General features: G+C 69.9%; 23 protein-coding genes and 1 tRNA gene. 7 read left to right on the top strand and 17 right to left on the bottom strand.

Annotation, left to right across the window (positions count from 1 at the left end; genetic code table 11):
* Nucleotides 1–16 precede the first annotated feature (16 nt).
* On the top strand, nucleotides 17–883 hold the full coding sequence (locus KTR66_RS05950; RefSeq protein WP_213611409.1) for a transglutaminase family protein: 867 nt from the start codon (nucleotides 17–19) through the stop codon (nucleotides 881–883).
* Here the strand turns inward: KTR66_RS05950 and glpD are convergent.
* From glpD to rlmB, 8 genes are all read right to left on the bottom strand, one after another.
* Nucleotides 880–2,352 carry a glycerol-3-phosphate dehydrogenase gene (gene glpD, locus KTR66_RS05945; RefSeq protein ID WP_213611407.1) on the bottom strand — a complete coding sequence of 491 codons (1,473 nt, stop codon included), beginning with the start codon at nucleotides 2,350–2,352 and terminating at the stop codon, nucleotides 880–882. The genes KTR66_RS05950 and glpD overlap by 4 nt on opposite strands.
* A 10-nt stretch (nucleotides 2,353–2,362) precedes the next feature.
* Nucleotides 2,363–3,169, bottom strand: a complete 807-nt coding sequence (gene phnE / locus KTR66_RS05940; protein WP_213611405.1) for a phosphonate ABC transporter, permease protein PhnE — start codon at nucleotides 3,167–3,169, stop codon at nucleotides 2,363–2,365.
* Complete coding sequence (phnE, locus tag KTR66_RS05935; RefSeq protein ID WP_371819039.1) at nucleotides 3,166–3,936, bottom strand: phosphonate ABC transporter, permease protein PhnE; 771 nt, start codon at nucleotides 3,934–3,936, stop codon at nucleotides 3,166–3,168. Before phnE (KTR66_RS05935) ends, phnE (KTR66_RS05940) begins: the two co-directional genes overlap by 4 nt.
* Nucleotides 3,933–4,715, bottom strand: coding sequence for a phosphonate ABC transporter ATP-binding protein (gene phnC / locus KTR66_RS05930; RefSeq protein ID WP_371819038.1), 783 nt, complete (start codon nucleotides 4,713–4,715; stop codon nucleotides 3,933–3,935). Before phnC ends, phnE (KTR66_RS05935) begins: the two co-directional genes overlap by 4 nt.
* The gene (gene phnD, locus KTR66_RS05925) at nucleotides 4,712–5,785 is read right to left on the bottom strand and encodes a phosphate/phosphite/phosphonate ABC transporter substrate-binding protein (RefSeq protein ID WP_213611403.1); all 1,074 of its coding nucleotides are present in this window, start codon (nucleotides 5,783–5,785) and stop codon (nucleotides 4,712–4,714) included. The genes phnC and phnD overlap by 4 nt, the downstream gene beginning before the upstream one ends.
* Before the next feature lie 106 nt (nucleotides 5,786–5,891).
* A complete protein-coding gene (locus KTR66_RS05920; RefSeq protein WP_213611402.1) occupies nucleotides 5,892–6,122 on the bottom strand; it encodes a hypothetical protein in 231 nt (76 codons plus the stop codon).
* A gap of 88 nt (nucleotides 6,123–6,210) precedes the next feature.
* A complete protein-coding gene (locus tag KTR66_RS05915) occupies nucleotides 6,211–6,975 on the bottom strand; it encodes a 2-keto-4-pentenoate hydratase (protein WP_213611401.1) in 765 nt (254 codons plus the stop codon).
* A gap of 4 nt (nucleotides 6,976–6,979) precedes the next feature.
* The gene (gene rlmB, locus KTR66_RS05910) at nucleotides 6,980–7,747 is read right to left on the bottom strand and encodes a 23S rRNA (guanosine(2251)-2'-O)-methyltransferase RlmB (protein WP_213611394.1); all 768 of its coding nucleotides are present in this window, start codon (nucleotides 7,745–7,747) and stop codon (nucleotides 6,980–6,982) included.
* Nucleotides 7,748–7,813: 66 nt separating this feature from the next.
* Between rlmB and KTR66_RS05905 the strand changes: the two genes are divergently transcribed.
* Nucleotides 7,814–7,885, top strand: a tRNA-Thr gene (locus KTR66_RS05905).
* 154 nt (nucleotides 7,886–8,039) lie between these two features.
* The gene (locus tag KTR66_RS05900; protein ID WP_213611392.1) at nucleotides 8,040–8,594 is read left to right on the top strand and encodes an EF-hand domain-containing protein; all 555 of its coding nucleotides are present in this window, start codon (nucleotides 8,040–8,042) and stop codon (nucleotides 8,592–8,594) included.
* On the opposite strand, the gene KTR66_RS05895 is transcribed toward KTR66_RS05900, so the two are convergent.
* From KTR66_RS05895 to phnG, 8 genes are read right to left on the bottom strand one after another with little or no spacing between them, the layout of a single operon-like run.
* Nucleotides 8,575–9,249, bottom strand: a complete 675-nt coding sequence (locus KTR66_RS05895; RefSeq protein ID WP_213611390.1) for a DUF1045 domain-containing protein — start codon at nucleotides 9,247–9,249, stop codon at nucleotides 8,575–8,577. The two genes, KTR66_RS05900 and KTR66_RS05895, sit on opposite strands and share 20 nt — an antisense overlap.
* Nucleotides 9,249–10,385 carry an alpha-D-ribose 1-methylphosphonate 5-triphosphate diphosphatase gene (locus KTR66_RS05890; RefSeq protein WP_213611388.1) on the bottom strand — a complete coding sequence of 379 codons (1,137 nt, stop codon included), beginning with the start codon at nucleotides 10,383–10,385 and terminating at the stop codon, nucleotides 9,249–9,251. Before KTR66_RS05890 ends, KTR66_RS05895 begins: the two co-directional genes overlap by 1 nt.
* The gene (gene phnL / locus KTR66_RS05885) at nucleotides 10,382–11,080 is read right to left on the bottom strand and encodes a phosphonate C-P lyase system protein PhnL (RefSeq protein ID WP_213611386.1); all 699 of its coding nucleotides are present in this window, start codon (nucleotides 11,078–11,080) and stop codon (nucleotides 10,382–10,384) included. The genes KTR66_RS05890 and phnL overlap by 4 nt, the downstream gene beginning before the upstream one ends.
* The gene (gene phnK / locus KTR66_RS05880; RefSeq protein ID WP_213611384.1) at nucleotides 11,077–11,850 is read right to left on the bottom strand and encodes a phosphonate C-P lyase system protein PhnK; all 774 of its coding nucleotides are present in this window, start codon (nucleotides 11,848–11,850) and stop codon (nucleotides 11,077–11,079) included. The genes phnL and phnK overlap by 4 nt, the downstream gene beginning before the upstream one ends.
* A complete protein-coding gene (locus KTR66_RS05875; RefSeq protein WP_305799111.1) occupies nucleotides 11,847–12,704 on the bottom strand; it encodes an alpha-D-ribose 1-methylphosphonate 5-phosphate C-P-lyase PhnJ in 858 nt (285 codons plus the stop codon). Before KTR66_RS05875 ends, phnK begins: the two co-directional genes overlap by 4 nt.
* Nucleotides 12,701–13,768 (bottom strand): carbon-phosphorus lyase complex subunit PhnI, encoded by a 1,068-nt coding sequence (locus tag KTR66_RS05870; RefSeq protein WP_213611382.1) that lies wholly within the window; start codon nucleotides 13,766–13,768, stop codon nucleotides 12,701–12,703. The genes KTR66_RS05875 and KTR66_RS05870 overlap by 4 nt, the downstream gene beginning before the upstream one ends.
* Nucleotides 13,768–14,337 (bottom strand): phosphonate C-P lyase system protein PhnH, encoded by a 570-nt coding sequence (gene phnH / locus KTR66_RS05865; RefSeq protein ID WP_213611380.1) that lies wholly within the window; start codon nucleotides 14,335–14,337, stop codon nucleotides 13,768–13,770. Before phnH ends, KTR66_RS05870 begins: the two co-directional genes overlap by 1 nt.
* A complete protein-coding gene (gene phnG / locus KTR66_RS05860) occupies nucleotides 14,334–14,768 on the bottom strand; it encodes a phosphonate C-P lyase system protein PhnG (RefSeq protein WP_249731890.1) in 435 nt (144 codons plus the stop codon). The genes phnH and phnG overlap by 4 nt, the downstream gene beginning before the upstream one ends.
* 81 nt (nucleotides 14,769–14,849) lie before the next feature.
* Here phnG and phnF point away from each other — a divergent pair, with 81 nt between their 5' ends.
* From phnF to KTR66_RS05840, 4 genes are read left to right on the top strand one after another with little or no spacing between them, the layout of a single operon-like run.
* Nucleotides 14,850–15,587: a phosphonate metabolism transcriptional regulator PhnF gene (gene phnF / locus KTR66_RS05855; RefSeq protein WP_213611378.1), complete on the top strand. Its 738-nt coding sequence runs from the start codon at nucleotides 14,850–14,852 to the stop codon at nucleotides 15,585–15,587.
* A gap of 2 nt (nucleotides 15,588–15,589) precedes the next feature.
* Nucleotides 15,590–16,717 (top strand): alpha-D-ribose 1-methylphosphonate 5-triphosphate diphosphatase, encoded by a 1,128-nt coding sequence (locus KTR66_RS05850; protein ID WP_213611376.1) that lies wholly within the window; start codon nucleotides 15,590–15,592, stop codon nucleotides 16,715–16,717.
* Between the two features lie 52 nt (nucleotides 16,718–16,769).
* The gene (locus tag KTR66_RS05845; RefSeq protein WP_213611374.1) at nucleotides 16,770–17,915 is read left to right on the top strand and encodes an aminotransferase class V-fold PLP-dependent enzyme; all 1,146 of its coding nucleotides are present in this window, start codon (nucleotides 16,770–16,772) and stop codon (nucleotides 17,913–17,915) included.
* 5 nt (nucleotides 17,916–17,920) lie between these two features.
* Nucleotides 17,921–18,817 carry a PHP domain-containing protein gene (locus tag KTR66_RS05840; RefSeq protein WP_213611373.1) on the top strand — a complete coding sequence of 299 codons (897 nt, stop codon included), beginning with the start codon at nucleotides 17,921–17,923 and terminating at the stop codon, nucleotides 18,815–18,817.
* Between the two features lie 338 nt (nucleotides 18,818–19,155).
* Here KTR66_RS05840 and KTR66_RS05835 read toward each other — a convergent pair.
* The coding region (locus KTR66_RS05835; protein WP_213611371.1) for an S-layer family protein at nucleotides 19,156–22,550 on the bottom strand (3,395 nt) is incomplete at its 5' end.

The raw sequence follows: 22,550 nt of genomic DNA, 5'->3' as shown, positions 1-22,550 counted from the left end.
CGGCAGAATGGGGCGGATGATCTACTGGCTTCGACACCGCACCGCCTATGGCTACGCCCAGACGGTGGATCTGGCGGCGCATCTGCTCCATCTGAAGCCACGGGCGCTGCCGGGCCAGCGGGTGATTTCCGCCCGCCTCACCTGCCTGCCGCGGCCCGATCACCACACCGAGACGCACGATCATTTCGGCAACGCCGCAACGCGCCTCTTCCTCGTCGCCCCGCACACCAGTTTCGAGGTGACGGCGGAAAGCCTCGTCGAGGTGGATTTCGCCCCGCCGCCGCCAGCCGCCGAGACCCCCCCCTGGGAACAGGTCGCGGCCGCAGCGCAGGGCGCGGAGACGGCGGATTTCATCCAGGCGACCCGCCATGTGCCCCTGCTGCCGGAGGCCACGGCCTATGCCCGCACCTCCTTCCCGCCCGGCCGGCGCGTGCTGGAGGGCCTGCTGGAGCTGAACCAGCGCATGCGGCAGGATTTCGTCTTCCAGGCGGGCGTCACCAGCATCACGACCCCCATCGCCGATGTGCTGCGGGACCGCCGGGGTGTGTGCCAGGATTTCACGCAGGTCATGCTGGCGGCTCTGCGCGGCCTCGGCCTGCCGGCGCGCTATGTCTCGGGCTATGTGCGGACCCGCCCGCCGCCCGGCCAGGTTCGGCGGCGTGGTGCCGACCAGTCGCATGCCTGGGTCTCGGCCTGGATGGGGCCTGGCTTCGGCTGGGTGCAGCTCGATCCGACCAACGGTATCGTGGTGCGGGATGAGCACGTCATCCTTGCCTGGGGACGCGACTTCTCCGACATCTCGCCCCTGCGCGGCGTGCTGCTCGGCGGTGGCGACCACCGGCTGAGCGTGAGTGTGGATCTGGAGCCCGAGGGCGAGGGTTAAGCCGCTGCGCCTTCGAAGCGCGCGGCAACCCCGGCGCGCTCTTCAGCACTCATATGCAGGCCGAGCTTGGTGCGGCGCCAGAGCACATCCTCGGCCGAGCGCGCCCATTCCTGGCGGCGCATCCAGTCGAGTTCAACCTCGGTGAAGCCGGCGCCCAGGCTCTGCCCCGCCGCGCCACCTTCGAAGACGCGCGGCAGGTCGCCGCCATGGGTGCGCACCAGGCGCGGGATGGAGGCAGGGTCCAGGAAGGGCAGGGCACGTGCCATCTCGGCCGCGAAGGCCTCGCGCGTCATGCCGCCCAGATCCCCGCCGGGGAGGGTGGCGCCCGCCGTCCAAGGCGTTCCCTCGCGGCCGAGCGCCTTTGCGACCTGGCCCGCGGCTTCCTCCGCCAGGCGGCGGAAGGTGGTGATCTTGCCGCCATAGACGCTGAGCAACGGCGCCGCGCTGTGATCGAGCTTCAGCACATAGTCGCGCGTGACGGCGGAGGGGTCATCCGCGCCATCGTCAAACAGCGGGCGCACGCCTGAGTAAGACCACACGATATCGGCTGGTGTGATCTGCCGGCGAAACTGGCGGGAGACGGCGGCGCAGAGATACTCGGCCTCCTCCGGCGTGCAATGCGCGGTGCCGGCATCGCCTTCATGCGGCACGTCGGTGGTGCCGATCAGGCTGAACTCATCCTCATAGGGGATGACGAAGACCACACGGCGGTCGTCATTCTGCAGGATGAAGGCGTGGCTCCCCTCATAGAGGCGGGGCAGCACGATATGGCTGCCGCGAATGAGGCGCACGGCCCCCGGCTTGTCGGCATGGGCGGAATCCAGCGCGCGCTGCACCCAGGGGCCCGCAGCGTTCACGATGGCGCGAACCCGGATGCGCTGTCCCTGGGCATCGGGGCCGCGGAGCGTCACCTCCCAATGGTCCGCATGGCGCGTCGCTTCCTCGAACCGGGTGCGGGTCCGGATGTCCGCGCCCCGGCGCTCCGCGTCCTGCGCGTTCAGCAGGACGAGCCGGCTGTCTTCCACCCAGGCATCCGAATAGGCGAAGGCGTGGGTGATCTCGGGCTTCAGTGCCGCGCCCATCGGGTTCTGCGCAGTCTGGAAGGCTTGCGCGCCGGGGAGCGAGACGCGGCGTGCCAGGTTGTCATAGAGGAACAGCCCGGCGCGGATCATCCAGCGCGGCCGCATCTCGGGCCGGTGCGGCAGCACGAAGCGCAGCGGCCAGATGATATGCGGCGCCATCTTCAGCAGCACCTCGCGCTCGCCCAGCGCCTCCCGCACCAGGCGGAACTCGTAGTGTTCGAGGTAACGCAGCCCGCCATGGATGAGCTTGGAGGAGGCGGAGGAGGTGGCCTGCGCCAGATCCCCCTGCTCGGCCAGGATCACGGAATATCCGCGCCCCTGGAGATCACGCGCGATGCCGGCGCCGTTGACGCCGCCCCCCACCACCAGAACATCGAAAGACTGCATCGCCACCCGGTCAGATCAGCTTGGCGCGGATGCGCGTGACAAGAATCTCCGCCACCACGACCACCGCAAGGATAGCCAGCAAGATGGTGGCGACCCTCTCCCATTGGAAGAAGTTGATCGCGTCATCCAGCACGACGCCGATGCCGCCCGCGCCGACCAGGCCCAGCACCGCGGATTCGCGCACGTTGATGTCCCAGCGGAACAGCGCGATGCCCCAGAAGGCGGGCTGCACCTGCGGCCAGATGCCCTTGAGCATGCGGTGGCCCCAGGGCGCGCCGCTGGCCTCCAGCGCCTCGACCGGGCCAGGGGCCGCTTCCTCGATCGCCTCGGCCAGCAGCTTGCCGACGAAGCCGATGGAGCGGAAGGCGATGGCGAAGGTGCCGGCGGCCGGGCCGGGGCCGAAGACGGCGACGAAGATCAGCGCCCAGACCAGGCTGTTCACGCTGCGGGACGAGACCAGCAGGAACTGCGCGACAGCGTTGAGCAGCACGTTGCGGCAGATGTTGCGCGCCGCCAGCAGCGCGATCGGGATGGCAAGCGCCACACCCAGCACCGTGCCGAGGCTCGCGATGTGCAGGGTCTCGATCATCGCCGCATGGACGGAGGGGTAGTAGTGGCCAAGGTCGGGCGGCCACATGCGGATCAGCAGATCCGCCATCTGCTCCGGCGCATCGGCCAGGAATTCCGGGATGATCTCGATGGAGCGCACTGCCCAGACCAGCGAGGCGATGGCGGCCAGCCAGAGAAAATAGCGAAGCAGGCGCTCGCCAAAGCTGTGGCGCACCCATTCCCGGTGCAGGGGCAGCGTCGCACTCATCGCAGCGCCGCCCGGATGCGGCCGGAGATCACCTCGGCCAGGAAGATCAGCGCGATGATGGCGATCAGGATGGCGCAGACGAAGTCATAGTCGAAGCGCTTGAAGGCCGCGAAGAGCGTGCCGCCGATGCCGCCGGCACCCACGATGCCGACAAGCGTGGAATTGCGCAGGTTGGAATCCAGCAGATAGATGCAGAAGCCGATGAAGCGCGAGGCCACCTGCGGTACCACGCCATAGATCAGCACGCCCGCCGGCGAGGCGCCCGAGGCGCGCACCGCCTCCACCTGCTTCATGCTGATCTCCTCGATGGCCTCGGCGAAGAGCTTGGCGATGAAGCCGATGGAGGCGACCGTGAGCGCGGCGACACCAGCCAGCGCGCCGAATCCCAGCGCCTTCACGAAGATGATGGCGACGATGACATAGTGCAGCGAACGGCACACGGCGATGAAGCCGCGCGTGGGGGCGGCAAGCCAGACGGGGGAGAGGTTCCGCGCCGCCATCAGCCCCAGCGGCAGGGAGAGCACGATGCCGATGGCGGTGGACAGGACGGCGATCTGCAGGCTCTCCAGCATGCCTTCCACCAGAAGGCCCCAGCGTTCGAAATTGGGCGGGAACATCCGCGCCAGGAAGCGCTGGGCCTCGCCAAACCCGTGCAGCAGCCGCTCGCCCGTGATGCCGAGCTGCGCGCTGGCATAGATGATATAGGTGAGGCCGATGAGGCCGCCGATGCGCAGCGGCCAATTGGCGGGGAAGGGGTTGCGCGTCACAGCCAGTCCTCGCCGCCGTAGATCTCGCGGAGGTGATGACTCTCGAGCGCCTCGGGCGGGCCGTCGAAGACCACGGCGCCGCCCGTCATGCCGATGATGCGGATGGCGAAGCGCTTGGCCAGGTCCACATTGTGGATGTTCACGATGACGGGAACGCCGGCCTCGCCGGTCAGCCGCGCCATGAGCTCCATCACCTCGACGGCCGTCTTGGGGTCGAGCGAGGAGGTGGGCTCATCGGCCAGCAGCAGCGCAGGCGACTGCATCAGCGCGCGCGCGATTCCCACGCGTTGGCGCTGGCCCCCCGAGAGCGCGTCGGCGCGGCGCGTCGCCTGTTCGGGAAGGCCCACCGCGTCGAGCAGGGCGAAGGCGCGGTCAATGTCGTCCTGTGGGTATTTGCGCAGCCAGGCGCGCCAGAGCGGCACATAGCCGAGGCGACCTGTCAGCACGTTCTCCATGACGGTCAGGCGCTCGACCAGGTTATACTCCTGGAAGACCATGCCGATGCGCCGCCGCGCCTGGCGCAGGGCCGCACCGCGCAGCTTCGCCAGATCCTCCTCGCCCATGAGGATGGCGCCGGCGGTGGGCTCCACCAGCCGGTTGATGCAGCGCAGCAGCGTGGACTTGCCGGTGCCGGAGGGTCCGATGATGGCGGTGATGCCCTGCGCGCCGATCTCGAGGTTGATGCCCCGCAGGACCGGCTTTCCAGGGGTATAGGATTTCTCCAGCCCCTCGATCCGCAGGATCGGCCCACTGCTCTTCAGGATGGGCGTAGCGCTCACTGGGGGCGGGCAGCCGGGGCCGGCGCCGCCGGAGCGGCCGGCGCCGCGGGCTGCTGCTGCGCCGCGCGGCGGCGGGCCTCGGCCTCCAGCTCGCGGCGGCTCTCCTGGTCGAAGGCGGCGCGCGTGTAGGGCGCGTTCACCGCGTCGGCAACGGCACGCACGGGGGCCCATTGCGCCTGGTAGGTGGCAGGCCAGAAGCGGTCATTTCCGCCCAGGTCACGTGACATCGAGGCCGGGAAGCGGAAATCGTAGAAGCACTGGCGGATGCGGGCGGCCAGTTCCGGCTGCAGGTCATGAGCCAGGGCGAAGCTGCTCGTCGGGAAGGGGTCGCTCTGCCAGATGGTGCGAAGATTGGCGGCCTGGACCTGCCCACGTGCGATCATGCGGTTGTAGACGTCGCTCGCCACGGGTGCGGCGTCGAAATCGCCGGCATTCACGCCCATCACCGAGCGGTCATGCCCACCTGAGAAGAGCACGCGGTAATCCGTGTCCGGGGTCACGCCCTGCGCCGGGAAGAGCGCGCGCGGCGCGAGATTGCCGGAGTTGGAGGTGGCCGAGGTATGCGCCACGCGGCGGCCGCGCAGATCGGCCAGGGTCCGGATGTCGGAATTGGCGCGCGTGACGACGACGACGCGGTAGCTCTCGAACTCGCGCTCATTGCCCTTGATGGCGAAGGGAACGGCGCCGGCGAGGTTCACGGCGAAGGCGGTGGGGCCGGTGGAAAAGCCCGCGATATGCAGCCGGCCGGAGCGCATCGCCTCCACCTGGGCGGCGTTGCTGGTCACCTGGAAATACACCACGCGCTTGCCGGTGCATTGCGTAAGGTGGTCCAGCAGAGGGCGGAACTGGCTGGCGTAGAGCGCGGGATCCTCGACCGGCGTATAGGCGAAGACCAGTGTGCTGGGGTTGCGCAGGCGCGCCGGGTCGGTCGGCGCATCGGCGACCAGGTCGCGATTCTCGTCGCAATAGGCGTCGTCCAGCGCTCCGCGATGCGAGCATGTGGCGGTCTGCGCGGCAGCGAGGCCGGGCAGCAGCGCGACGGCGGCGGTGGCCAGAAGCATCCTGATCATGACGTTTCGTTTCCCCGGTTAGTGACGCGACAGGCCGTGGCACGCGCCACGGCCTGTCATCTCTTCTCCACATAGCGCCCCGGGATGGCGCTGTCAGCGGGCGTCTTCAGGCGTGGCCCACCGGACCGAGCGAATCGAGGCTGGTGGCGCGAACGACCGATGCGAAGAGGCGGAGCGCGTCCGGCCCGCCGCGATCGCGCAGGGCACCATCCTCCATTTCGAGGGCGAGAAGCTCCGCATGTTCGGCCAGCGTTTCCGCAGCGCGGCGCAAGGCCTCGCGCGCCAGAACGAGCTGCAGCTCGTCCGGCATGTCCTTCCAATCGGCGGGCGGGGGCATGAGGGAAATCATCCGCTTGCCCGCCCTTCTGGCGGTGGGTTTCGTTCCAGGCCTTCTACATGGATGGGCGTTAACAGAGCCTTGCGGCTCAGGTGAAGCGAAGCTGGACCTCGCCCAGCCCGTCGAAGGCAACCCGCACGGCGCAGGGGCCCTCCAGCCAGATGGGCGGCGTGACGGAGCCGAGCCAGACGACCTGGCCTGCCTTCAGCCCGCCGAAGACCTCGGCCGCGCCCGAGCCCGCGAGCCAGGCCAGCGCCTCCATCGGGTGGCCCAGCAAATCCTGGCCATGGCCCGCGCCCTTCGAGGCGCCATCCACGAAGAGCTCTCCCCGCATCGCGCCAAGGTCGAGCTTCCGCCAATCCGCCACCGGGCGGCCCAGCACGCCGGAGGCATGGAAGACCTGGTCCGCGATGAGGGTCGGCGTGCCGAGCGCCGCCAAGTCGCCATAGCGCTTCTCGACGATCTCGATGGCGGGGAAGACCTCGGCCACCGCCGCCTCGGCCTCGGCCCTCGTGGTCGGGCCGAAGGCCAGGTCGCGGCCCAGGCGCACCCCCACCTCGCACTCCACGCCGACCGCGATGAACTCCGCGAAGGGCGCGGTGAAGCCATCGGCGTTGAGGCTCGTGGCCGGGACGAAGCCGGCGGCCGGGTGGGCGAGGCCGAGATAGCTCTGCATCTGCTTCGTCGTGGCACCGATCTTGAAGCCGGCAGGCGGGATGGCGCCCTGGGCCTCGGCCACCTCGCGCTGGACGCGATAGCCCTCGGCCACGTCACGTGGCGCGGCGCCTCCCAGCGGCGCAAGGACGCGCTTGGCCTTCCAGGCTTCGAGAATCATGTCGGCGGCTTGGCTCATCAGTTCACTCCCGGGCGAGTTCATACAGCGCGACCGCGGCGGCGGCCGATACGTTCAGGCTTTCCATGCTGGCCTGAATCGGAAGGCGCACCAACTCATCGCAGGTCTCGCGCGTGAGACGTCTCAGGCCCTCGCCCTCGGCGCCGAGCACGAGCGCCACGCGCCGGCCGGTCAGTCCCGACTGCGCCAGGGTCACGGGGCCGCCGGCCTCCAGGCCCACAACCCAGAGCCCGGCCTTCTTCAACTGCTCAAGCGCGCGGGAGAGGTTCACCTCACGGAGGATGGGCACCACCTCCAGCGCGCCGGAGGCGGCGCGCGCCAGAGCGCCGGTCTCCGGCGGGGCGTGGCGCTCCTGGACCACCAGGGCGGCGGCGCCGAAGGCCGCGGCGGAGCGCAGAATGGCGCCGACATTGCGTGGATCGGTCACTTGGTCGAGCACCAGCACGGGGCCGGTCGTCCCCTCCAGCAGCCGCTCCATGTTGGGCGAAGCCAGGGGTTCCACCATCAGGGCGGCGCCTTGGTGGATCGCATCCGGCGGCAATAAAGCATCCAGCCGGTTGCGCTCGACCAGTTCGGGCGCGATGCGCCAGGGCGGAGAGAAGCGCTCGGCGAGCTCCTGCTCGGCACCGCGCGTCACCAGCAGGCGCCTCAGGCGACGGGCCGGATTGGCCAGGGCGGCCGAGACGGCATGCAGCCCGTACAGCCACACGACGCCCTCATCACGCGCCGGGCTGGCGTCCTGGGGGCGGGGGCGGTGTCGGTTCTGGCGCATCCCCCCATCAAGCCTGCGAAGCGCCGGCTGGCAAGCGGCCGGCGCCTGTCCTAGATACGCCAATGGGCCGGGTTAGCTCAGCGGTAGAGCAACCGCCTTGTAAGCGGTAGGTCGTCGGTTCAATCCCGACACCCGGCATGTCCTCACCCCCGGAGGCCCCCGGGGCCGGTGCGGGGGGCGACACATTTCCTCACCTGCGCACGGCGTCTTCGGCATGCGGCTGTTACAAACAGGGCGCATCTTCCTCTCAACGGAGCGACAGTCACGCCGCCTCCTGAAACCGGAGAAGATGATGAAAACCGCAGCGACTCTTGGACTTGGCCTGGCCCTTCTGAGCGGCGGCATCGCCCTGGCGCAGCCCACCGCCGCGCCCGCTGCCCCGCCGGCGGCGGATGCACGGCCGGATCGCGGCTCCCGTGGTGAGGGGAGCATCCGCATGTTCGAACTGATCGACGTCAATCGCGATGGGCGCGTCGTCTGGGATGAGGCGTGGGTCTTCGTGACAACGCGCTTCAACGCGGCCGATGCGGACCGCAGTGGCGGCCTGAGCCTCGAGGAATTCGCGGCGCTGCGCATGCGCCAGGGTGATGCGCCCGGCCCGCGCCCCGAATATGCGCAGCGGATGGAGCAGATGCGCGGCATGATGTTCCGGGGCCTCGATGCCGACCGGAACGGCCAGGTGACCCTGGTGGAGATCCGCCCGATGGTGGAGGCGCGCTTCCGCGCCCTGGACGCGAATGGCGACAACGCCGTCAGTCGCGACGAGGTTCCGCAGCGCGGCCCACATCAGCATCGCGGCCCGCGTCCCGGCGGGCCCGACGCTCCGCCTACGCCGCCCGCGCGCTGAGCGCCAGCCGTTCGGCGATCAGGAAGGGTTGACCCGGGGCGGCCTGTGTGAAGATGCAGACCGTCCCGACCTCGCGGGGCTGCTCCACGAGCCCCGCGAAATGCGCCTCGGCCAGCGGCCGGATGCGCGCTGCCTCCTCAGGCGGCAGGCGGTGCGTGAGCGTCACGTGGAACTGCCACTCCTCCATGACATAGGGGTAGCCCCAGCGGGCCAGCAGGGCCTCATGCGCGGGCGTCAGCTTGGCCTTACGGCGCCGGGCCAGTTCCTCTTCCGAGGGCGGCGCACGGTGCTGATCGAGCGACGCGACCGCAGAATCGGCCAGTGCGTGCAAGGCCGGGCAGGGGGTGATCTCGCGCAGAGCCAGGAAGCCCTTGAGGTCCTGCACGGAGAGGGGCGGGAGCTGGAACGGGGCGATTCCGGCCGCCCAGCGCAGGGCATCTGCCAGAAAAGCCTGGTAGCTGGTGGCGAGCCGGAAGGGCGGCTTCAACGTCGCGTGCAGGCCGTAGCCGCGCGGGTCCGACGTGATGTCGGCGAGGCCGGGAATGGCGGGCTGCGGGACGCGCGCGGCGGTTTCCGCATCACGGCCGAGCCACGCGCTGCCGGCTGCATGCAACGGATCATCCAGCTCAGGCGCCCAGTAGACCGCCACCCGCATCAGATCACTCTCTCTCCGCCGCGCCAGACCTGCCGCACGACGGGCATGGCGCCGTGCTGCGTCACACGCACCAGATCCGCGCGCAGCCCGGGTTCCAGCCGGCCGCGATCATGCAGCCGGCACATGGCGGCCGGCGCGCTGGTGACGGTGGCGATGGCGGCCGGTAGGCCGATCTCCGGCGCGATCAGAAAGGCGGCCTCGATCAACGCGGGCGGCACGTAGTCGCTGGCCAGCACATGCACCGCACCCGCGCGCACCAGATCCATCGCGGCGACATTGCCCGAATGGCTGCCGCCGCGGACGATGTTGGGCGAACCCGCGATGACGCCGACGCCGATGCGCGCGGCTTCGACCGCCGCCTCCATCGTCACCGGGAATTCGCTCACGCGGATGCCGTCCTCCGCGTTGCGGCGCACCTCGCCCGCGTCCTCGTCGTCATGGCTGGCGAGCGGGATGTCGCGCCCGGCGAATCGGTCGATGACGAGGCGGCGCTGGCGCTCGCGCAGTTCGGCGCGCTGGGCCTGGAGCTTGAGGATGCGGACCTCGACCTCGGCATCGGTCATGCGGGTCTGCTTGATGCGCATGGCACGATAGCGGGCAAGGTCCCGATACTGGCCGACGCCGGGCGAGTGGTCCATCAGGCTGACCATCGCGACAAGCGGATGCTCGGCCACGCCATCGAGCAGGCCGGGCATGTCGCGCGCCGGCAATTCGCAGCGCAGGTGCAGCAGGTGCTCGGCCTTCATGAAGGGCTGATCGTGCAGGGCGGTCAGGTCCCGGACGCCGTCATGGAAAGTCTGGTCGCGGCCCTGGTCAAAGCCGAGATCGCCCAGGCATAGCGCATCCAGCACGGTGGTCACGCCGGCCGCCGCGCATTGCGCGTCATGCGCGAGGAAGGCGGAGAGGGAGGGCCAGCGGGCATTGGCGCGCGGCTGCACCTGGCGCTCCAGATTGTCGGTATGCACATCCACCACGCCGGGGATCAGGATGTCGCCGTCGCAATCCAGGGCGCCCGCGTGATGCGCCCGGCCCGGCTGGATCTCGGCGATGCGGCCGGAGCGCAGGACGAGCGTGCCCTCCATCTCCGCCTCGGGCAGGACGAGGCGGGCATTGGTCAGGACGGTCTCTGCGGTCATGCGGCGTCTTCTAGCGGAAGGATGTCATGCAGGCGATCCGCCACCCGGTCGCGCACCTCGATGTCATGGAAGATTCCCACGAGTGCGGCGCCGCGCGCCTTGGCCTCGGCGATCAGGGCGATCACCACCTCGCGGTTGGCTGCATCCAGGCTCGCGGTGGGTTCGTCCAGCAGCAGGATCGGGTAGTGCGGCGCGAAGCCGCGGGCCAGGTTCACGCGCTGCTGCTCGCCGCCCGAAAAGGTCGCGGGCGGCAGGCCGTGCAGGCGAGGCGGCAGGTTGAGGCGGGTGAGAAGGGCGGTGGCGCGGGCCTCGGCCTCGGCGCGGGGCGTGCCTTGCGCCAGCAGCGGCTCGGCCACCACGTCGCGGGCGGAGACGCGGGGGATGACGCGCAGGAATTGCGAGACATAGCCCAGCGTCTCGCGCCGGATCTCGCGCACGAGGCGCGCATTGGCGGCGGCGAGGTCCACCTCAGCGCCGCGATGGGCGAGCCAGATATGCCCGGCATCGCTCCCGTAATTGCCCTGGAGGCAGCGCATCAGGGTGGATTTGCCCGCGCCCGAGGGGCCGGTCAGCGCCACGCATTCACCGGGCATCACGGTCAGTGCCTCACCCTTCAGCACCTGGAAGCCGACGCCGCCCTGCAAATGCAGGGTGAAGCCCTTGGCCAGCGCCTCGATCCGGATCGCGGGCCTCATGCCGAAAGCACCGAGGCGACGAGGAGTTGGGTGTATGCGTGGCGCGGGTCATCCAGCACGCGATCAGCCAGCCCTTCCTCCACGATGCGTCCCTGCCGCATCACGATGATGCGATGCGCCAGGAGGCGCGCGGCCGCGATGTCATGCGTCACGAAGAAGACAGCCAGGCCAAGTTCGGCAACGAGGCCACGGATCAGGTCCAGGAGGCGCGCCTGGACGCTGACGTCCAAGCCACCCGTCGGCTCATCCATGAAGACGAGGCGCGGCTCGGTCACCAGGCAGCGGGCGATCTGCAGGCGCTGCTGCATGCCGCCCGAGAAGTTGCGCGGCGCCTCGTCGATGCGCGCCGGGTCCATCTCCACGCGTGCCATCCAGTCGGCGGCCGCGCCGCGGATGGCGGCGTAGTTGCGCCCGCCGGCGGCCATCAGCCGCTCGCCGATATTGCCGCCGGCGGAGATGCCCATGCGAAGGCCATCCCGGGCATTCTGGTGCACGAAGCCCCATTCGCTGCGCATCAGGCGGCGCTTCGCGGCCTCGCTCAGCGCTCCGATCTGGTGTTCCGCGCCATCGGCGCCGCGGTAGAGCACGTGCCCCGCCTGCGGCGCCATCATGCCGGCCAGCACCCGCAGCAGGGTGGACTTGCCCGAGCCGCTTTCGCCCACGATGGCGACGACCTCGCCCGGATGGATGTCAAGGCTCACGCCATCCAGCGCGCGCACCGCGCCGAAGCGCAGGTCCAGGCCGCTCGCTTCCAGCAGGGGCGCGCTCATGGCGTCTGGTTCTCGCGGCAATGATCCGTGTCGGAGCAGACATAGATCCGCCCGCCCTGGTCGTCCGCGACGATCTCATCGAGGTAGCTGGTCGTGCTGCCGCAGGCCGAACAGGCGTGGGGTGCCCGCATCGGCCGGAAGGGATGGTCGTCGAAATCCAGGCTCTCGACGGCGGTGTAGGGCGGCACGGCGTAGATCTTCTTCTCGCGCCCCGCGCCGAAGAGCATGATGGCGGGCGAGTTGTGCAGCTTCGGATTGTCGAAGCCCGGAATGGGCGAGGGCGACATGAGGTAGCGGCCGGCCACCATGACCGGGTGGTTGTAGCTGGTGCCGGCCTCGCCCTGCTTCGCGATGTCCTCATAGAGCTTCACCTGGGCCAGGCTGTAATCGCCCAGCGCGTGCAGGCGGCGGGTTTCGGCGAGGCGCGGCTCGAGCCGGAAAAGCGGCTCGGGCATCGGCACCTGGAAGACCATGACCTGGCCCTCGGTCAGCGGGCGCTCGGGGATGCGGTGGCGCGTCTGGATGATGGTCGCCTCCGCCGTGCGGGTGGTTGTGGCGATGCCGGCCACCTTGGCGAAAAAGGCGCGGATGGAGACGGCGTTGGTCGTGTCATCCGCGCCCTGGTCGATCACCTTGAGCACATCGCGTGGCCCGAGGATGGCGGCCGTCACCTGGATGCCGCCCGTGCCCCAGCCATAGGGCAGCGGCATCTCGCGCGCGCCGAAGGGAATCTGATGGCCGGGGATGGCCAGCGCCTTGAGGATGGCGCGGCGGATCATCCGCTTGGTCGCCTCGTCCAGATAGGCGAAGTTATAGGCGGAGCCAGGCGTGTTCCGCGGCGGCATCGCGTTCATGCCTTCTCCTCCCAGCGGGCGCGGATGCTGCGGATCTTCTCGAGCTCGCTCTGGAAATCCACGTGATGCGGCAGTTTCAGATGCTCGACGAAGCCGGTCGCTTCCACATTGTCGGCGTGGAGCAGCACGAACTCCGCCTGTTGGGCGGGGGCGGTGGCGTCCTCGCCGAGATCGGGCGCCATCAGCGCACGGTCCACCAGCGCCATGGCCATGGCCTTGCGCTCGCCATGGCCCATGGTGAGGCCATAGCCGCGGGTGAATTGCGGCGGCGTGGTCGCGCTGCCGGCGAACTGGTTCACCATCTGGCATTCGGTGACGGTGACGTCGCCGATCGAGACGGCGAAGCCAAGCTCGGGAGGAGCGAGGATCACCTCCACCTCGCCCATGCGCAGCTCCGCCACGAAGGGATGCGCGTTGCCGTAGCCACGCTGCGTGGAATAGCCCATGCCGAGCAGGAAGCCCTCATCGCCGCGCGCGAGCGATTGCAGGCGGAGCGCGCGGGGCGTGGGGAAGGGCAGGGGTTCGCGGGTCAGGTCAGGCGGCGGCGCGCCGTCATCCGGCGCATCGCGCGCCATCAGGCCCTCGCGCGCCAGGAGCTCCGTCACGCGCGGCATGGGCGCTTCGCTCGCCTCCGCCTCCTGCGGGGCGGCGATGCCCTCGGCGGCGAGCGCGAAATCCAGCAGGCGGTGGGTGTAGTCGAAGGTGGGGCCCAGCACCTGACCGCCGGGCAGGTCCTTGTAGGTGGCGCTGATCCGGCGCTGCACGCGCATCGCACCCGTATCCACCGGCTCGCAAGCCGCGAAGCGCGAGAGGGTGTTGCGATAGGCGCGCAGCAGGAAGGCGGCCTCGATCAGGTCACCCCGCGCCTGCTGGATGGCGAGTGCCGCGAGGCCGCGGTCGTAGCAGCTGCCCTCCGCCATCACGCGGTCCACCGCCAGGCCCAGCTGCTGCTCGATCTGCTCCGGGCTGAGCGCGGGCAGCGCCGCGTCGCCGCGCCGGCGTTCGGCCAGCCAGGCATGCGCCGCCTCGATCGCGGCCTCGCCGCCCTTCACCGCGACGTACATCAGCGGTCCTCCGTGATGCGGGTGGTGCGGGGAAGGCCTGCGAGACGCGTCCCGGCGCAGAGGACCACATCCACGCCTCGTGGGAAATGCGTGCGGTTCCTGGCCCATTGCACCGCGAAATCTGCCGGCAGGCCGGTCACGGTCAGTCGATGCTCGTGCTGGATGCCAGGGCCGGTCAGGCGCCAGCCGGAGGCATCATCCAGCGTCGCGACCTGCACGATCAGCGTGGCACTGTCCTGCGGCGTCTCGTCGGTGCCGAGGTCGACGCTCGCCAGCGCCGGCATGGCGCGGGTGGCCAGCAAGAATTGGGCGCGTGCCACGTCCTCTACCAGCGGCGCGCCGGTGTGGAAGGCGATCCAGTCGCGCGCCTCGCCCTCGGCGTCGGTCCAAAGCGGCGTCTCGGCATCGGCCAGCGTCAACAGCGCGGCGGCGGCGGCGGGGTCCAGGCCGGGGGGCGGTTCGTGGAGCGCGTTGCAATCCTGGATGCGGCCGGGGCGCGCCATGGCGTTCATCAGCGCGGCAAAGCCGGACTGGGCGCCGAAGACGGGGTCGGAGAAGCCTGGCTTCATCGCATCGTCGCCAGGGTTGCGAAGCGCACTTCGGTGGCGGCGGCGCGCCGCGCGGTGAGCAGGGCGGCCTCGCGCTGGCGCTCCCGCAGCGGCTCGATCACGGCTTCGATGAGAAGCTCCTGCCAGTCTGGCTGCTGCAGGCAGGCATCGAGCAGCGCGGCCGTCTCCGCCGCGCGCCTGTCGCGGCCCAGTCGCCAGCAATGGCCGAGTGTTCCACCCTCGAGCGAGACCGAGCAGCGCGTGAGCGTCGCCTCGCCCAGGTTGAAGGCCGCGCCATCACCGCCGGCCCTGCCGCGCAGCATCGTGAGGCCGATTTCGGGGCCGCGGATCACGCGATGCACCGGAAGCGGCGGGAGGGGGGCGAGCAGGGCAGCCATCTCGTCAGCGGGCGCGCGGGCCAGGACGGCCATCCATTCGGAGCGGGTGATCATTTGTCTAGACAGCTATACGTCTGTCCCGCTATGGTCAAGCTGCAATTGGCACTCCGGAGCGTCCATTTGGTTGAAACTTCCATGACGTTTGCAAGCGGCACGCTGGACCGCGGCGCCGGCATCGCGCTCTGGCGCCAGATCGGCGCGGCGATCGAGGCCGCGATACGCCAGGGACAGCACGCCCCAGGCCAGCGCCTGCCGACCGAGGCCGAGCTCTCCCAGGCCTTCCGCGTGAACCGCCACACCATCCGGCGTGCCATGGAGGAGCTGGAGACGCGCGGCATCGTCCGCGTCGAGCAGGGGCGGGGGAGCTTCGTCGCGGAGGATGTGCTCGACTACCCGCTCAACGCCCGCACGCGCTTCAGCGAGATCATCCGCGCGCAGAATCGCGAGCCGGCCGGCCAGATGCTTCGCCTCGCCGAGATCCCGGCCGAGGCACGGGTGGCCGAGATGCTGGAGATCCGCCGCGGCCGGGCCGTGATCCTGGCCGAGCGCCTGGCCATGGCCGATGGCCGCCCCGTGGCGCTTGGGGCGCACCACTTCCCGGCGCACCGCTTCCCCGACATCATGGCGCGACTGCGCGAGAACCCCTCCATCACCCATGCGCTGGCGGCCTGCGGCGTGCCGGATTACCGCCGGCGCGTGACACGTATCACCGCCCGAATGCCAACGGCGGAGGAGGCCGAGGCGCTGCAGCAATCCCGCAGCCGGCCGCTTCTGGTGGCGGAGGCGGTGAATGTGGATGGCGGCGGCAAGCCGGTGGATGCGACGGTCACTCGCTACGCCGCCGGCCGGACGCAGATGGTGGTGGAGTCTTGAGCATGTCTTGGAAGATCATGGGCGGCCATGTGCTGCGCGCGGGAGCGCTCGGCGCGGGCGAGGTGGCGCTCGCCGATGGCCGGATCACGGGCGAGTTGCCGGCAGCAAGGCGGTTCGACGCGAAGGGTCTGCTTGTCATGCCCGGCATCGTCGACATCCACGGCGATGCGCATGAGCGGGCCCTGCAACCGCGCCCTAACGTGGATTTTCCGGCTGGTTTCGCCTTGCGCGACGCCGCCGCGCAGTGCCTGGCCGCCGGCATCACGACCGCCTATCTCGGCGTCACGCTTTCCTGGGAACCGGGGCTGCGCTCCTTGCCAGCCTTCCTTTCCACGCTGGAGGCGCTGAAGACCCCCCCGCCGGGGCCGGAGCTGCGCGTGCATCTGCGCTTCGAAGCTGACAATTTCGGCGCCGAGGCCGACGCGGTGGCCGCGATCGCGGCGGGCCGGGTGCATCTGCTGGGCTTCAATGACCATACGCCCAGCATCGTGAAGAAGCTGAAGAATCCCAAGGAGCTCGGCAAATATGCCGGCCGCGCCGGCGTCTCCGAGGCCGAGCTGATGGCGCTGGCCGATGCCGCCTTCAGCCGCCGCGCCGAAGTGCCAGCGATGCGGGAGCGCATGGCCGAGGCTGCGAAGCGCGCCGGCATCCCCATGCTCAGCCATGACGACGCGACGCTGGGCGACCGCGCGCTGTTCCGTGGCCTGGGTGCGTCCATCTGCGAATTCCCCATGGCCGAGCCGGTGGCCGAGGATGCGCGGGCAGCGGGCGAGGCGGTGGTGATGGGAGCGCCCAATGTGGTGCGCGGCGGCAGCCATCTGGGCTGGGCGAGTGCGGCGCCGCTGGCCGAACGCGGGCTCGTCACCGTGCTGGCGAGCGACTACCACTGGCCCGCTCTGCTGGCCGCGCCCTTCCGCATGGCCGCGCGTGGCGTGCTGGACCTCGCCGCCGCCTGGGCGCTCGTATCGAGCAACCCGGCCGATGCGCTGGGCCTCACCGATCGCGGCCGCATCGCGGAGGGCCTGCGCGGGGACATCGCGGTGGTGACGCCGGAAGGCGCGCTCGCTGCCTGTTTCGTGCAAGGGGAACTCGCCTGGATCGGTCCGGAATTCGCCAGCCGGCTGCATTGATCGCCCGGGCCCCGCGGCGCAGACTGCGCCGAGAGGGGCCAAGGAAACCATCATGCTCGAATGCCAGCGCGACGCCTTCGACATCCCGCGCGATGTCGCCTACCTCAACGCCGCCTCCTGGAGCCCGTTGCCGCATTCGGTGCAGGCGGCGGGCCAGGCGGGCATCGCGCTGAAGGCGCGGCCCTGGGGCATCACGGGCGAGCATATCGCGCGCCAATGCAACCGCGCCCGCACCGCCGCCGCACGGCTGATCAAAGCGGCGCCCGAGGATGTGGCGATCATCCCCTCCGTCTCCTACGGCGTGGCCGTCGCGGGGCGCATCCTGCCCATCCCGGCCGGTTCCCGCGTGCTGGTGCTGGGCGATGACCATTCCTCGCCCGTGCTCGAATGGCTGCAGCGCGCGGCCGAGCGCGGCTTCACGGTGGACACCATCGCTGCCCCCACCGATGGCGACTGGACCGCAGCCACGCTGGCGGCGATCCGCAAGCCAGGGGCGGCGCCGCTGGCCCTCGTCTCCATCTCCTCCGTGCATTGGGCGGATGGCGGGCTGATCGACCTCGATGCGGTCGCGGCGGCGCAGCGCGCGGCGGGCGCGATGTTGCTGGTGGATGCGACGCATCACGCGGGCGTGCTGCCGCTGGACGTCACCACGCTCGACCCGGATGTGCTGATCTTCCCCACCTACAAATGGGTGCTGGGCCCCTATGGCCGCGCCTTCCTCTACATCGCCAAGCGCCACCAGGAGGGTGTGCCGCTCGAGCAGACCGGCTCCTCCCGCCGCCGCGTCTCCTCCGAGGCGCGGCCCTACATGGCCGATCTCGGGTTCACGGATGGCGCCAAGCGCTTCGACATGGGCGAGCGCGACCATGTGATCGGCCTCGAGATGGCGGCGGTCGGCATGGAGATGATGGCCGATTGGGGCACAGATGCGATCAGCACCCGCCTGGGCCACCTCACCGGCCTGCTGGCGGAGGGCCTGGCCGGGACCGGAGTGGAACTCCTGCCGCAGGGCCTGCGCGCGCCGCATGTGCTGAGTCTGGGCTTTCCTGGCGGCATGCGTCCCGGTCTGATCGAGGCGCTGGCCGAGCGCAATGTGCATGTGGCCCCCCGCCTCGGCCGCATGCGGATCAGCCCGCATGTCTACAATGACGAAGCGGACGTGGCCGCCCTCCTCGACGCCTTCCGCAAGCTGGCCTGAAGCGCATGGATGCGTTCTCGGCACCCGGCCGCTTCTGGAAGGGCAATATCCACACGCACACCGACGCCTCGGACGGGGCGCGCGGCGTGGCGGAGGTCTGCGCCACCTATCGCGAGGCGGGCTACGACTTCCTCGCCATCACCGATCACTTTCTGCCAAAATATGACTTCCCGATCGTGGATACGCGGCCTTGCCGGACGCCCGGCTTCACCACGATCCTGGGCGCCGAGCTGCATGCGCCCGCCACGGCGCTGGGCGAGATGTGGCACATCCTGGCTGTCGGCCTGCCGCTGGATTTCGCGCGCACCCCGCCGGAGGAAACCGGGCCGGAACTGGCCGCGCGCGCGATCGCGGCTGGCGCCTTCGTCGCCATCCCGCATCCCGGCTGGTATTCGCTCAGCCTCGCCGATGCGCAGACGCTGCCGGGCGCCCATGCGGTGGAGGTCTACAATCACACCTCGCAGGTGCGGACCGAGCGCGGCGACGGCGTCTACCTCGCCGACCAACTGCTCGCCACGGGGCGGATGATCAACCTGATCGCCGTGGATGACGCGCATTTCAAATCGCCCGACGCCTTCGGCGGCTGGGTGATGGTCAAGGCCGAGGCGAATGAGCCGGATGCGCTGCTGGCCGCGCTGAAGGCCGGGCATTTCTATGCGACGCAGGGGCCGCTGATCCATGACATCCGCTGGGAGGCCGATGCGGTGGAGGTCACCTGCTCGGCCGCGGCCAGCATCATGGTGCTGGGCCGTGGTTCGCGCGCGGACCAGTCGGTCGGGCTGTGCCAGACGCGGGCGCGGCTCTCGCTGAAGGCGCTGAAAGGCGGAGGTTTCGCGCGCGTGGTCGTGGCCGATGCGGCTGGGCGGCGGGCCTGGGCGAACCCGGTTCGGTTGCCGGATTAGAGCATGATGCGTTGAGGCGGAATCGCCGAAACGTTGAATCATCCTCTCAGCAAAAGGCTAGACCGCGCGAAGTGAACGCATGTGAACGCAGCACGGTCTAGCGTACCGCGCTCCGGGCGCCCGCCGGCCAGCTGACCGCCTGGTCATGCGCTGGCAGCGGGCAAGGCCCTCCCCACTCACGGCATTCCCTCGTTGCCACGGCAAGCGGAAGCATTGGCGTGAGGTCGCCAAACGAAGAACGGATGGCCCTGGGGCCATCCGTCGTATGCGCCAAGCTGGCAACTCAGATGAGGGGGCCGTGGGGAAGATCCCACGGCCACCCCTGCTGCGGCCTTTGCTTACAGCCAGATGTTGGCCGCGGTGAGCGAAGCCACCCCGGTCAGGCTGAGCTGGAAGTCGGCCACGCTGTCACCGTTCACATCGCCCGAGAGAACGCCGGAGGCGAAGCGGAGCTGACCGGCCGCGCCGCTGAAGCCAGCACCGCCAATCCAGGTGAAGGCCTGATCACCCGCCAGCGACCCATTCGCATCGATGGGCCGCAGGTCGATCGTGTCGCCTTCGGCAACGCTGAAGTCGGTCACGACGTCACCGTTGATGTCAGCCGTGGCGCGGAACAGGAAGCGATCCGCTCCCGTGCCACCCGACAGGCTATCCGTGCCGGCGCCGCCTTCGATCACGTCGGTTCCCGTACCGCCAAGCAGCGTGTCATTGCCTGCGCCGCCGCTCAGCACATCATTGCCGTCCCCGCCTTCCAGTCGGTTCGCCCCTGCGCCGCCATCAAGCCGGTTGGCCAGGGCATTGCCGAAGCCGTTCAGGTTGCCAGAGCCAACTACGGTCAGCCACTCGAAGTTGTCACCCAAGGTCCAGCTGACGGTCGAGATCACGCGGTCATAGCCGCCATCCACCGACTCGCTGACCACATCACTGAGGTCTTCGACGCGGTAGGTGTCGTCGCCCGCACCGGCAGACATCGTGTCGGAACCGGCACCGCCGACCAGCGTGTCGTTGCCCGCGCCGCCAGTGATGCTGTTGGCCAGCGCATTGCCCGTGCCGGCGAAGGCGCCGGCACCGGTGAAGAGCAGGTTCTCGAGATTGTCCCCCAGCGTGTAGCTGGCGAGGGTGGTCTGCACCGTATCGGTGCCCTCGTTCGCCGCCTCGGTCACCACGTCGCCGGCATTGTCGACCACGTAGGTGTCGTTGTCGGCGCCGCCCGTCATTGCGTCGGCCCCGGCCCCGCCGTTCAGCGTGTCGTTGCCGGCGCCGCCGGAGAGCGTGTCGTTGCCCGCGCCGCCGGTGATGCTGTTGGCCAGCGCATTGCCGGTGCCGGTGAAGGCGCCGACGCCGGTGAAGACAAGGTTCTCGAGATCACTCCCGAGAGCGAAGGCCGCGAGCGAAGTCTGCACCGTGTCGGTGCCTTCGCCGGACAGCTCGACGACCGCGTCACCGGCGCTGTCCAAGACATAGGTGTCGTTGCCGGCACCGCCCGTCATGGTGTCATCGCCGGCGCCGCCGGAGAGCGTGTCGTTGCCCGCGCCGCCGGTGATGCTGTTGGCCAGCGCGTTGCCCGTGCCGGTGAAGGCGCCGGCACCGGTGAAGAGCAGGTTCTCGACATTGGCACCCAGGGTGTAGCTGGCGAGGGTGGTCTGCACCGTATCGGTGCCCTCGTTCGCCGCCTCGGTCACCACGTCGCCCACGGTGTCGACCACGTAGGTGTCGTTGTCCGCGCCGCCTGCCATCGAGTCGTTGCCGGCCCCGCCGTTCAGGGTGTCGTTCCCGGCGCCGCCGAGCAGCGTGTCGTTGCCGGCCCCGCCGTTCAGGGTGTCGTTCCCGGCATTGCCCGTCAGGCGGTCATTGCCCCCCTCACCGGAAAGCAGGTTGTCCGCCCCGTCGCCGGTCAGCACGTCCGAGTTGCCGCCACCGATCACGGCCTCGATGCCGCTCAGAACGTCGCCGGCCGCAAAACCACCGCTGGCCGTGCCGAGCAGCAGGTTCACGTTGACGCCCGTCGACCCGGCATAGGATGCCGTATCGAAGCCAGCGCCGCCGGTGATGGTGTCGGCCCCTGCGCCACCGGTGAGCGTGTCGTCGCCGTCCCCGCCCATCAGCAGGTTGGCCACCGCGTTACCGGTGAGCGAGTCGTTGCCGCTGCCGCCAGTCAGGCCCTCGATGTCGGTGAGCTGATCACCCTCGGCCGAACCGCCGGAGCCCAAGCCAGTCACGAGGGACACGGAGACGGCCTGGGTGCCGCCAGCGTAGCTCGCGATGTCGAAGCCCTCATCGCCAGCCATTTCGTCGGCGCCGGTGCCACCGAGAAGCGTGTCATCGCCTTCACCGCCGTCGAGGACATCGTCCCCGTCGCCGCCATTCAGGAGGTTGGCCCCCGCGCTGCCGAACAGGAAGTCGGAGCCCGAGCCACCGGTCGCGTTCTCGATCGAGGTGAGAATGTCCTCGCCATCGCCCGAGGCCGTGCCGGCCTGGAGATCAACCACAACGCCGCTGGAAACGGAGCTGAAGTCCACCGTGTCGGACCCAGCGCCGCCGCTGAGTTCGTCATCGCCCGCGCCGCCGGTCAGCGTATCCGCGCCGGAACCGCCAGCCAAGCTGTCCGCTTCGTCGCCGCCCCGCAGCGCGCCGCCGAGTGCACCGATGGTCAGCCCGTAGGCCGCCGACGTGGCGCTGGTATTGGAAGCCGCGTCCCGCGCCACGGCGGTGATGTCCCCGCCGACGGCAAGGGGGGCGCCCGTGTTGGAGAGGCTCCACGCACCGCCCAGGCCGGCAACAGTCATGCCGATCGAGACGCCGCCCACGAAGACCTCGACCGAGGTGCCGGCTTCCGCCGTGCCGGACACGGTCAGGGTGTCGCCCGTCGCCGAGCTCAGTTCGGCGCCAGTCAGGACGGGCGCTGCGGGCGGGATGGTGTCCACAACGACCGTCAGCGTGCCGGAGACATCGCTGGCATTGCCGGCGAGGTCCGTGGCCTGGGCGGTGAAGTCGTAGCTGCCATCCGCCAGCGCCGCGCTGGTGTAGCTCCAGTTGCCATCCCCATCGGCCGTGACCGTGTCCACCAGGTCGCCGTCGCGGAAGATGGCGACCGAGGCGAAGGCCTCCGTCGTACCCGAAAGGGTCGGCGTGGTGTCGCTGGTCAGGTTGTCGTCGTCATCCCCAGTGTCGGACGCGGCGACCAGGTCGATCGTCGGCGCAGGGAGCCCGGAGTCGATGACCACCGTCAGGGTGCCGGAGACATCGCTGGCATTGCCGGCGAGGTCCGTGGCCTGGGCGGTGAAGTCGTAGCTGCCATCCGCCAGCGACCCACTGGTGTAGCTCCAGTTGCCATCCCCATCGGCCGTGACCGTGTCCACCAGGTCGCCGTCGCGGAAGATGGCGACCGAGGCGAAGGCCTCCGCGGTGCCGGAGAAGGTCGGCGTCGCGTCACTCGTCACATTGTCGTCGTCATCCCCAGTGTCGGAGGCGGCGACCAGGTCGATCGTCGGCGTCGCGGTCTCGGTGTCCACAACGACCGTCAGGGTGCCGGAGACGTCGCTGGCATTGCCGGCGAGGTCCGTGGCCTGGGCGGTGAAGTCGTAGCTGCCATCCGCCAGCGACCCGCTGGTGTAGCTCCAGTTGCCATCCCCATCGGCCGTGACCGTGTCCACCAGGTCGCCGTCGCGGAAGATGGCGACCGAGGCGAAGGCCTCCGCGGTGCCGGAGAAGGTCGGCGTCGCGTCACTCGTCA

It is taken from the genome of Roseococcus sp. SDR (assembly GCF_019083995.1).
Taxonomy (GTDB): Bacteria; Pseudomonadota; Alphaproteobacteria; order Acetobacterales; family Acetobacteraceae; genus Roseococcus.
This window is presented reverse-complemented; position numbering and strand designations above follow the sequence as displayed.